Genomic DNA, 11,496 nt, shown 5'->3' with positions numbered 1-11,496 from the left:
TAGGGGAGCATAGACCTTTAGATTACATAGAAATATGAGGTGATTTCTTGGCAAAAGGGAAGGTTGTATCTTTAGAAGATCGTATACCTAAATTAAAAGAACAACGTCGTAAAAAGGCAAATAGGCGACTTATTTTCTTACTCCTATTATTCTTCCTGATCATCATTTGTGTTATTTACTTTCAATCACCTTTGAGTCATGCAAAGAGCATTATTATTAAAGGAAATCAAATGTATTCAACGGAAGATATAGAAAAGATCAGTGGATTAAAAGAAGGGGTAAATATCTGGTCCATTAATCGTGATAAAGTATCATCAGATTTAAAAGAAGATGGTGGCATTCAATCAGTAGATATATCAATAAAATTCCCTAATAATCTACAAATAACCATTCAGGAGAATAAAAAGGTCGCCTATTTATTAGATGGTAATCAATATATTCCTGTTATGGAAAATGGCGAAGCACTGTATGGAAAAGTTGCTTCTAAAATTCCTACTGATGCTCCTATTATTAAGAATATGACAAAGAAACATGCGAAAAAAATTGCAAGGCTTAGTGAAGAACTTAATAAACTGCCAAACGTAGTTTATAATGCTATTTCTGAAGTAAGTTATACGCCCAAAGATACAGACTCCAACCATATAACAGTCTATATGAATGATGGAAATCAGGTGTTAGCAACTCTTTCCTCTTTTGCAGAAAAAATGGAACACTATCCTTCTATTTTAGCTCAATTGAATACCGATAAAAAAGGGGTTATCGATTTAGAGGTTGGCTCCTATTTTAAAGCGTTTGATACGGAAGAGGAACAGGGAGAAGGAGAAGAAAATAGTGAAGAATAGTAAGAGAAGAAGAAATGTGATATTTTCTTTCGTTTTTCTCGTACTTGGATTTATGATAGCTTTTTCTTTCCAAATCACTAATAAGGAGCAGAAACAACCTATATTAGATGATAGTCAATTTGAAAAAGACCTGGCTATACGTGATGAATTAATTGAACAAGAAGAAAAAAATAACACATTGAATAAAGAATTAATAAAGACTCAAAAGAAAATAGTGGAAATTGAAAAACAACTTTCTAGTGAAAAAAGTACCTATTCCAACATGGCCGAAGAAGCAGAGAAATATAGATTGCATCTAGGTAAAGTCGCAGTAAAAGGTGAAGGTGTGCAAATTACTTTAGAAGATGGAGATTATCAACCAGAAGAAGATAATGTGAATAATTATTTGGTTCACGAGCATCATGTATTTAGTGTGATTAACGAATTATATATATCAGGTGCCGAGGCAATTAGTATTAATGGTCAGCGGCTCTCACATAATTCCTATATCCTTTGTAATGGCCCAGTTATCGAAGTAGATGGAACTCAGCACCCAGCTCCCTTTATCATATCTGCCATTGGCGATAGCAAAGTATTAGAAGGAGCCATTAATATAACAGGTGGCGTGAAGGATGCACTTGTAAATGAGAATGTAAAGTTCACATTGGAAAGAAAACAAGCTATTGAAATGGAACCAATCATTGCTAGCAAGTAAATAGGAGAAAGAATGGTGAGTGTGAAGACAAATTTTCTTGTTATGTCTGGGATCACATTAATTATTGGGTTTATGATTGCAATCCAGTTTCAGACTTTAAAAGAACCAATAGAAAGAGATACAAGAGATACTTGGGAATTAAGACAAGATCTTTTACATGAGAAAGAAATAGAGCTACAGTTATTAAGCGAAATTCGTGCGAATAATACAAAATTAAATGAGTATGAAAGTAAAACAGAAGATAGCAAAGAAAGTATCCTTCAAGAGACATTAAACGAATTAAAAGTAGAAGCTGGATTAACGGAGGAAACTGGAGAAGGATTAGTTCTTTCTATTGAACCAGTAAATGAAGAGATTCTTTTAGGAGAGCAAATAGGCTATGTTACGGCAGAATTATTACAAAGGCTAATGAATGAGCTTTACTTATATGGTGCAAAGGAAGTAGCGGTTAATAATAATAGGTATATTAATACATCTGTTATTAGAGAAATAAACAATGTATTAAAAATGGATGGCATCGCTATAAATGAACTTCCTTTAGAAGTAAAGGTATTAGCAAAAGATAAAGATAGTGCTGAGAAATTATACAACCATATGAAGGTTTCTAAATCTGCAGATGAGTTCTTTCTTTCAAATCTTCGGTTGATTGTACATGAACCAAATGAAAATACAACGATTCCACGATTTACTAATACTATTAACACAAAATATCTAAGTCCAGTTAATGGGGAAGAAGGAGGCGGTTTATAAATATGTGGCTGCCTGTATTCGGATTAATAGTAGGAATTATATTAGGGTTATTAACAGATATAAAAATTCCCGAAGAATATGCGAATTACTTATCCATTGCAGTATTGGCTGCCCTTGATACCCTTTTTGGAGGCATTCGGGCCTATTTGCAAAATATTTTTGATGAAAAAGTCTTTGTGTCAGGATTTTTCTTTAATATTGCATTAGCGGCAAGTTTAGCTTTTCTCGGTGTTCATCTTGGTGTAGACTTATATTTAGCTGCCATTTTTGCTTTTGGTGTTAGATTATTTCAAAATATATCACTAATAAGAAGAATTCTTCTTACTAAAACAAATAAAAATGATTCCGAAAAAGTTGAAAAAAATTGACATATAAAAAAGGGAATATATTAGTTTTGGCGAATAGTTTAACTATTAATAAATTTAAGTTTTTAATAGAAATAACATGGATGAATAAAGTATTAAGTAAATAGTCCTGTTTATTCTGTAAATCTTTAAAAATCTATTGACACATAGTAAAAACTTAGTGAAAATATGGTGTTGCTTCTTTTAATATAAGAGAAATTGCATCTATAACTTCTTAAAAGTATAAAGTTATGTAGCTAGGGAAATTAGACAATAATTCTTTCTAAAATTGATGATTTATTTGTCGACTTTGACAATACTTGTTGTTCACTATATTTAAAATGCAAAAGGAGGTGCCCGAGAATGAACAGCAATGAATTATATGTAAGTCTTGACATCGGTACATCCAGCATAAAGGTAATCATTGGTGAAATGATTAAGGACTCTTTAAATATAATTGGTGTAGGCATCGTCCCATCAGAAGGTTTAAAGAAAGGTTCTATTGTGGATATAGATGAAACCGTTCATTCTATCCGACAAGCAATTGAACAAGCGGAAAGAATGGTTGGTATGGAGATTAAGCAAGTAATTGTTGGCGTATCGGGAAATCATGTGAGCCTGCAAAACTCTCATGGAGTAGTTGCAGTCTCAAGTGAGAATCGTGAAATTACAATTGATGATGTATTAAGGGTAAAAGATGCTGCGCAAGTGATATCCATCCCGCCAGAAAAAGAAATTATTGATATCATTCCTAAACAATTTATTGTTGATGGATTAGATGAAATTACTGATCCAAGAGGAATGATTGGTGTTCGTTTAGAAATGGAAGGTACTATCATTACTGGAAGTAAGACAATCTTACATAACACCTTAAGATGTGTAGAGAGAGCTGGATTAGAAATTCAAGATATTACTTTACAGCCTCTTGCTTCAGGCTCCTTTGCACTATCAAAAGATGAAAAAAACCTTGGAGTTGCCTTAATTGATATTGGTGGAGGATCAACTACTATTGCAGTCTTTGAAAATGGCCATTTAAAGGGAACAAGTGTCATACCAGTTGGAGGAGATCACATAACGAAAGACATTTCTATTGGTCTTCGTACTACGACTGAGGATGCAGAGAAGATTAAGATAAAGTATGGCTATGCTTTTTATGATCATGCTTCTGAGGAAGAGGTTTTTAGTGTTCCTATTATAGGAAGTGATCAACATCAGCAGTTTAATCAACTAGAAATTTCTGATATTATAGAAGCAAGATTAGAGGAAATTTTTGAACTTGTTGGTCATGAACTTGCAAGATTAGGAGTATATGATCTTCCAGGAGGATTTGTTTTAACTGGAGGGGTAGCAAGTACTAAAGGTATTCTAGAGCTTGCGGAAGATATTTTCCAAAGTCGTATTAGAATGGCTATACCAGACTATATAGGGGTAAGAGAACCACAATATACTACAGCTGTTAGTTTAATAAAGTTCTCCTATAAAAATAGTAAGCTTCAAGGTGGTAATATACACCAGCCAGTTTCTGTTCCTGCTGAGCAAAGAGAAAAGAAAGCTCAAAAACAACTTGTTCCTAATCCATCACAGGAAAGAGCACAAGCTGAAAAGGGACCATCTAAATTTAAGAAATTTATGGGATATTTCTTTGACTAAACAAGGATAATGTGTATTTTAAGAAACAAAATAGAAAATGGACAAGCTATTAATTTGTATGATTGGTATGTTACTCCATATCACCAAAGAGATCTTTTAGACGCGGACAGTTCGATACTGCTTAATATCGACGATTAGGAGGATTTGTCATGTTGGAATTTGATACAAATATAGATTCACTTGCTGTAATTAAAGTTATTGGTGTAGGTGGCGGTGGTAATAACGCTGTTAACCGTATGATAGAACACGGTGTACAAGGGGTAGAATTTATTGCTGTTAATACAGATGCACAAGCATTAAATCTATCGAAAGCTGAAATTAAAATGCAAATCGGTGGTAAATTAACTAGAGGATTAGGAGCTGGAGCTAATCCTGAAGTTGGAAAAAAAGCTGCTGAAGAAAGTAAAGAGCAAATTGAAGAAGCACTTAGAGGTGCTGATATGGTATTTGTAACTGCTGGTATGGGTGGTGGAACAGGTACAGGAGCAGCTCCAGTTATCGCTCAAATTGCACATGATTTAGGTGCATTAACAGTTGGGGTAGTTACTAGACCATTCTCCTTTGAAGGAAGAAAACGTTCAACTCATGCAGCTAGTGGGATTACAGCATTAAAAGATGCAGTAGATACATTAATTGTTATCCCAAATGATCGCTTATTGGAAATTGTAGATAAATCTACGCCAATGCTTGAAGCATTTAGAGAAGCAGATAATGTATTACGTCAAGGGGTACAGGGTATCTCTGATTTAATTGCGACACCTGGATTAATCAATCTAGATTTCGCTGATGTAAAAACAATTATGGTAAACAAAGGATCAGCACTAATGGGTATTGGTGTAGCATCTGGAGAAAACCGCGCAGCAGAAGCAGCGAAAAAAGCCATTTCTTCTCCTCTTCTTGAAACTTCCATTGACGGAGCACAAGGAGTACTGATGAATATCACAGGAGGAACTAATCTTAGTCTTTATGAAGTACAAGAGGCAGCGGACATTGTTGCATCAGCTTCTGACCAAGATGTAAATATGATTTTTGGTTCTGTTATTAACGATAATTTAAAAGATGAAATTGTTGTAACAGTTATTGCAACAGGCTTTAATCAAGACCTATCACAGCCACAAGCTGGTAGACCAACTTTTGGAGCAATGAAGCCGAATGCGAATAATACAACAAATTCAACTTCTTCTGTAACAAGAGAAGCAAAAAGAGAGGAAACACATCCTCCAAAAGAACCAGTAAGAAATACAAACACACAACAACAAAGTGAGGATACATTAGATATTCCTACTTTCTTAAGAAATCGAAATCGTAGAAGATAATAGCTATTAGTTTAATAAAATAAACACAAAAAAGCCTAGGAGTGAATCCTAGGCTTTTTTGTGCTTTTGAAAATGGAAGCTACATAACTAGAATGCTATTTTATATTGGAGAAAAGTCAATTTTCCTTCCTACAGGAGCACAGCCATTCCGAAATGGTGAGTATGGAAAAGGTGTTTATATGTGTAGGCAAATGCTTAATAGTGGGTATTAGAAAGCATAAATTAATGAAGCCTCAATGGATTACTATTTCCAAGTAGATATAGTTTCACTTTTTCAATGGCTTCTCGAAAATTTTGGACATTACTAATTTTTCGAAGAGAGTCCGAATCAAAGCCATCAGCCCCTGATACTCGGTCCAAAAGGGAAGAGAGCGACCATACCAATTTTCTATATTTCTAAAAGTGCTTTCTTTCTCCCTCTAAAAAATACTGAAAACGGTGAATTAGAACTAAAACTATGACTGCACGAGGAATAATGACAAAAAGTGTGTGAAATAGTGAAAATTTCTCGTTTTCTGATTACAGAAAGTGACAGAATTTCAAAGGGAAGTAAGTTATACTTTTTCGTATCAGATTAATAGAGAAAAGTATATAAACTATTTTCTTTTTCTTATCCAAGAAGATAATGAGTTTATTTACATAAAGTCATCTAAAGAAAGGAACCACATTGAATGTTGCTTTTCGATAAGGCTGCTAGTAGAGAGGAGGAGTTACATGTTTGGCCATGTATCTGGATGTAATTTGGCTATTAAATTTTTTATTTGACAGCTTACTACTATATTTAACTGGTATTCTGTTGAAACGAAAGATTACTCATTGGAGAGTCTTAATAGGAGGGCTAATTGGATCAAGTATTATCTTGTTAGCTATCACACCATTAAGTTCTATAACTAGCCATCCTTTCTCTAAGTTAATGTTTTCAGTTGCAATGGTAGCAACTGCTTATGGATATAAGAAATTCCGATATTATATTCAAAATTTAATGCTTTTCTATGTAGTTACTTTTCTAATTGGTGGTGGGTTAATCGGTGCACATTATTTTGTACAATTTGACTTTGATCTTTCCACCTCCGTTCTTTTCGCAAGTATAAGAGGATTTGGTGATCCTATTAGTTGGTTATTTGTATTACTTGGCTTCCCCCTAGCTTGGTATTTTTCTAGAAGGAATATAGAAAGCATAGAAATTACGAAAATTCATTACGACCAACTTGTAGACGTTACGTTTCAATTAGAAGAGAAAAGTATCACAGTAAAGGGGTTAGTAGACAGTGGAAATCAAGTCTATGACCCAATCTCAAGACTACCAGTTATGTTTATTAGCATGAATAACATACAAGATGATATTCCTGCAGAATTAATTAGACTTTCAGAGAAGCCAGAAGAGCTTTTAGATGGAAATCAGGAAATTCCAGTGAAATGGGAAAGTAGGCTGAGAATTATTCCATATAAGGTAGTAGGTAAAGATCATCAGCTTATCATAGCTATTAAGCCTAATGAGCTTACCATAAGGAAAGAAGACGAAGTTATTGTGGTTAATAAAGGGCTAATTTCATTTACTAAACAAGTTCTTTCATCTGAAGATGCGTTTGAATGTATTGTGCATCCGAAAATGATGGTAGGAAAAAGCACATTAGAAGAAAAAGTCAGTTAATATACTATACTCAAAATTTCATCATTTAGAAGGAGGAAATATAAATGTATAAATGGAAGCTTCGCATATCTTTTCTTTGGTATAAACTTTTAATGAAACTAGGCTTAAAAACAGATGAAGTTTTCTATATTGGTGGAAGTGAGGCATTGCCACCACCGTTAACAAAAGAGGAAGAGGAAATGCTTTTAGCAAAACTTCCAAAAGGAGATCAAGCGGCTCGTTCCATATTAATTGAACGAAACTTACGCTTAGTTGTATATATCGCTAGAAAATTTGAAAACACAGGTATTAATATTGAAGACCTTATTAGTATTGGAACAATTGGTTTGATAAAGGCTGTCAATACTTTTAACCCGGAGAAAAAAATCAAGCTAGCTACATATGCTTCAAGATGTATCGAAAATGAAATATTAATGTACTTAAGAAGAAACAATAAAATACGTTCAGAGGTTTCTTTTGATGAACCACTGAATATTGATTGGGATGGGAATGAATTATTACTATCTGATGTAATGGGTACAGAAGATGATATTATTACAAAAGATCTAGATGCGAGTGTAGATAAAAAATTGTTAGTGAAGGCTTTGCATCAATTATCGAAAAGAGAAAAGCAGATCATGGAACTACGCTTTGGCTTAGGAACAGGGGAAGAAAAGACCCAAAAAGATGTGGCAGATATGCTTGGAATCTCACAGTCCTATATTTCCCGTTTAGAAAAAAGAATCATTAAAAGATTGCAGAAGGAATTTAACAAAATGGTATAAAAATTTTTTCAAGCAATTCCTTGTCCTATAAAGGTTTAATTGAAATTCACGTAAATTGGAAATTTAACAAAAATTTTAGAAATGCATATTTTTCCCTCTCAAGGAAATACTGTTTTTTGTACAGCAGCTCCTGTGAGGAGGGAAACAGATTGACTCGAAATAAAGTAGAAATTTGCGGTGTTGATACATCAAAACTTCCAGTGTTAAAAAACGAAGAAATGAGATTGCTCTTCAAGCAAATGCATGATGGAGATACCTTTGCAAGAGAAAGTCTAGTTAATGGAAATCTCCGTCTCGTATTAAGTGTCATTCAAAGGTTCAATAACCGAGGAGAATTTGTAGATGACTTATTTCAAGTAGGTTGTATCGGTCTAATGAAATCAATCGATAATTTTGATTTAGGTCAGAATGTGAAATTTTCCACCTACGCTGTTCCAATGATTATTGGAGAAATACGTAGATATTTACGTGATAATAATCCAATTAGGGTTTCTAGATCTTTAAGAGATATTGCCTATAAGGCACTACAAGTTAGAGAACGATTGATGAATAAAACATCAAAAGAACCCACAGCAGAGGAAATCGCAAAAGAACTTGATATTCCTCATGAGGATATTGTATTCGCATTAGACGCTATTCAAGACCCAGTCTCTCTATTTGAACCAATTTACAATGATGGTGGCGATCCTATTTATGTCATGGATCAACTCAGTGATGAGAAGAATAAAGATATTCAATGGGTGGAAGAATTAGCACTTAAAGAAGGTATGCGTCGTTTAAACGATCGGGAAAAGCTTATACTTAGAAAAAGATTTTTCCAAGGAAAGACACAAATGGAAGTGGCAGATGAAATAGGAATCTCACAAGCACAGGTTTCTAGATTAGAAAAAGCCGCAATCAAACAAATGAATAAAAACATTCAAAGCTAGAGATAGCTTAAGAAGGGTTAGGACACTTGGTAGTAGGTGGAAAAAGCTTCCTACTTGTAAGTGCTCCTAAGCCTTTTTTTAGTTAGATAATGGGACTTAATATAAAAGTCAGCTCATATAAGTATACCGAATTGTTTTTTCCATATAGAAAAGGTTGTGTTATCTTGTATTATTTGTAATAATATGATGTTTTACTATGACCAGTCTACACACATATGGTAAACTAAAACAAAAAGATGAGGTCATAAAAATGGAACCTTTTACTTTAGAAAATAAAGAATTTCTTCGTATCAAAAAATGGGAAGATTCATTTCCATTTTTAGTAGCTGGTTTCACGACTAAAAATGGCGGGAAAAGTACTGATAATAAGACTAGTTTAAATATGGCATTTCATGTAGATGATACCAAAGAAAAGGTTGTAGAAAATCGCCAAATTGTAGCGAGTAGACTTTACTTTCCATTAAGTCAATGGGTAGGTGCTGAACAAACACATAAGAAGCGTATTAAAGTAGTGACAAAGGCAGACATTGGATCTGGCTCCAGTGATTATGAAAGTGCAATTAAAGATACAGATGGCTTATTTACATTAGAAAAGAATGTTCTATTAACATTATGTTATGCTGACTGTGTTCCATTGTATTTTATACATCCTAAAACAAAAGCCATAGGTATTGCACATGCAGGTTGGCAAGGAACTGTTCAACTTATTGCCAAGGAAATGATAGAGATATATGCAGCTCATCAAATCCCAGCAGAGGAAATTCAAGTTGTAATAGGACCTGCTATTTCAGATCGCTATTATAGAGTGGATAATCGAGTAATTGATAAAGTAGATAAGGTAGTACTCAACAAAGAAAAGGCTTATCAAATGGTATCACCAGGACAATATCAATTGAATTTACAAGAAGTAAATAAGCAAGTATTAATGCAATCAGGGGTAAGAAAAGACAATATCGAAATCACCAATTACTGTACTTTCCACGATATGGATTTCTTTTATTCTCATCGAAGAGACAATGGAGATACAGGAAGAATGATGAGCTATATTGGATGGAGAGAGGGTTTGTAAACAGCTATGTTAGTAAAGGATAATTTAGCAGGCATAACAAGAGAAATAGATGCTGCATGCAAACGAGTAAATCGTTCAGCTGATGAGATAACATTAATTGCTGTTACGAAATATGTTACAATAGAAAGAGCTAAAGAAGCAGTGGAAGCAGGAATAAATAATCTTGGGGAAAACCGAGAAGAAGGATTGCTAGCCAAGTATGAGGCATTTCAAGAACAACCTAATTGGCACTTTATTGGTTCATTGCAAACAAGAAAAGTGAAGGGTATTATTAATCATGTAGACTATATCCATTCATTGGATCGCCTTTCTTTAGCGAAAGAAATACATAAAAGAGCAACTAAAGTGATCAAGTGTTTTATTCAAGTGAATGTATCTGGGGAAGCATCAAAGCATGGATTAAATCCGAATGAAGTTCTTGATTTTATTAAGCAATTAGAAGAATATGAAAATATACAAGTTGTCGGATTAATGACAATGGCTCCATTAATGGAAGATAAAGAAATATTGCGCAGTTGTTTTAAAGAGTTAAAGAACTTACAAACAAAAGTACAAGAATTAGCGTTATCTTTTGCTCCGTGTACAGAGCTTTCTATGGGAATGTCCAATGATTATGGAATTGCTATTGAAGAAGGTGCGACAATGATAAGAATTGGAACTGCACTAGTAGGTAACGAAGAATAGGAGGGGAGCACCTGTGAGTATAAAATCAAAAATTAAAACATTCTTTTTCTTAGATGATGAAGAATATGAGGAAGAAGAGCAAAGACGATATCAAGAAGAAGTGGAAGAGCCAGCAAGGAACTTTAAACAGCCGGTACAACATGCACCACATATTCAACCTAAAAGCAATAACCAAAATGTTGTCAGTTTACAAAGTGTCCAAAAAGCATCAAAGGTCTATTTATCAGAACCTAGAGTATATGCGGATTCGCAGGATGTGGCAGATCAAATAAAAAATAGACGTGCAGTGGTTGTTAATTTACAACGTATTGAAAAAGATCAAGGCTTAAGAATTATTGATTTCTTAAGTGGCACTGTATATGCCCTAGGGGGAGATATACAAAAGATTGGATCAGATATATTCCTTTGCACACCTGATAACGTAGAAGTATCAGGTAATATATCTCAAATTTTACAAGAGGCAGAATATGAAAATACGAGGTGGTAGAAACTAATGAATTCGATAATTATTATATTATCTTACTTATTACAGTTTTATTCTTATGCGATTATTATCTATATCTTTATGTCATGGATTCCTAATGCAAGAGAAACGGCAGTTGGAGTTTTCCTTTCAAAAATCTGTGAACCTTATTTAGAAATTTTTAGAAAAATAATACCGCCACTTGGAATGATTGATATTTCACCAATTGTTGCTATTTTTGTTCTTAACTTAGCTGGAAGAGGAGTAGTTCAATTATTTTATTGGCTGTAATAATTCTATCTCATATAGAATGACCCAGGGCATCTAGCCCTTTTTTTAT

The 11,496-nt window shown here is 33.8% G+C and carries 13 protein-coding genes; all 13 read left to right on the top strand.

What is annotated here, in order from left to right; translation table 11 throughout:
- Positions 1-47 precede the first annotated feature (47 nt).
- On the top strand, positions 48-842 hold the full coding sequence (locus F9279_RS10550; RefSeq protein ID WP_152112750.1) for a cell division protein FtsQ/DivIB: 795 nt from the start codon (positions 48-50) through the stop codon (positions 840-842).
- Positions 832-1,536, top strand: coding sequence for a DUF881 domain-containing protein (locus F9279_RS10545; protein WP_152112748.1), 705 nt, complete (start codon positions 832-834; stop codon positions 1,534-1,536). The genes F9279_RS10550 and F9279_RS10545 overlap by 11 nt, the downstream gene beginning before the upstream one ends.
- A 12-nt stretch (positions 1,537-1,548) precedes the next feature.
- Positions 1,549-2,286, top strand: coding sequence for a DUF881 domain-containing protein (locus F9279_RS10540; RefSeq protein ID WP_226793427.1), 738 nt, complete (start codon positions 1,549-1,551; stop codon positions 2,284-2,286).
- Between the two features lie 2 nt (positions 2,287-2,288).
- Entirely contained in the window at positions 2,289-2,654 is a 366-nt protein-coding gene (locus F9279_RS10535; protein WP_152112746.1) for a small basic family protein, read from the top strand.
- 339 nt (positions 2,655-2,993) lie between these two features.
- Positions 2,994-4,280, top strand: coding sequence for a cell division protein FtsA (gene ftsA / locus F9279_RS10530; RefSeq protein ID WP_152112744.1), 1,287 nt, complete (start codon positions 2,994-2,996; stop codon positions 4,278-4,280).
- Between the two features lie 149 nt (positions 4,281-4,429).
- Positions 4,430-5,596 carry a cell division protein FtsZ gene (ftsZ, locus tag F9279_RS10525; protein WP_152112742.1) on the top strand — a complete coding sequence of 389 codons (1,167 nt, stop codon included), beginning with the start codon at positions 4,430-4,432 and terminating at the stop codon, positions 5,594-5,596.
- Positions 5,597-6,320: 724 nt separating this feature from the next.
- A complete protein-coding gene (gene spoIIGA / locus F9279_RS10520) occupies positions 6,321-7,247 on the top strand; it encodes a sigma-E processing peptidase SpoIIGA (protein ID WP_319020758.1) in 927 nt (308 codons plus the stop codon).
- Positions 7,248-7,291: 44 nt separating this feature from the next.
- Positions 7,292-8,011 (top strand): RNA polymerase sporulation sigma factor SigE, encoded by a 720-nt coding sequence (gene sigE, locus F9279_RS10515; protein ID WP_152112738.1) that lies wholly within the window; start codon positions 7,292-7,294, stop codon positions 8,009-8,011.
- A gap of 149 nt (positions 8,012-8,160) precedes the next feature.
- The gene (sigG, locus tag F9279_RS10510) at positions 8,161-8,940 is read left to right on the top strand and encodes an RNA polymerase sporulation sigma factor SigG (protein ID WP_152112736.1); all 780 of its coding nucleotides are present in this window, start codon (positions 8,161-8,163) and stop codon (positions 8,938-8,940) included.
- A 250-nt stretch (positions 8,941-9,190) separates the two neighbouring features.
- A complete protein-coding gene (pgeF, locus tag F9279_RS10505; protein ID WP_152112734.1) occupies positions 9,191-10,009 on the top strand; it encodes a peptidoglycan editing factor PgeF in 819 nt (272 codons plus the stop codon).
- A 6-nt stretch (positions 10,010-10,015) separates the two neighbouring features.
- Positions 10,016-10,693: a YggS family pyridoxal phosphate-dependent enzyme gene (locus tag F9279_RS10500; RefSeq protein ID WP_152112732.1), complete on the top strand. Its 678-nt coding sequence runs from the start codon at positions 10,016-10,018 to the stop codon at positions 10,691-10,693.
- Between the two features lie 13 nt (positions 10,694-10,706).
- Positions 10,707-11,180 carry a cell division protein SepF gene (locus tag F9279_RS10495; RefSeq protein ID WP_152112730.1) on the top strand — a complete coding sequence of 158 codons (474 nt, stop codon included), beginning with the start codon at positions 10,707-10,709 and terminating at the stop codon, positions 11,178-11,180.
- A gap of 6 nt (positions 11,181-11,186) precedes the next feature.
- Positions 11,187-11,447, top strand: coding sequence for a YggT family protein (locus F9279_RS10490; RefSeq protein WP_152112728.1), 261 nt, complete (start codon positions 11,187-11,189; stop codon positions 11,445-11,447).
- Positions 11,448-11,496 lie beyond the last annotated feature (49 nt).

Source organism: Bacillus sp. B1-b2 (assembly GCF_009183415.1).
Taxonomy (GTDB): domain Bacteria; phylum Bacillota; class Bacilli; order Bacillales; family Cytobacillaceae; genus Niallia.
This window is presented reverse-complemented; position numbering and strand designations above follow the sequence as displayed.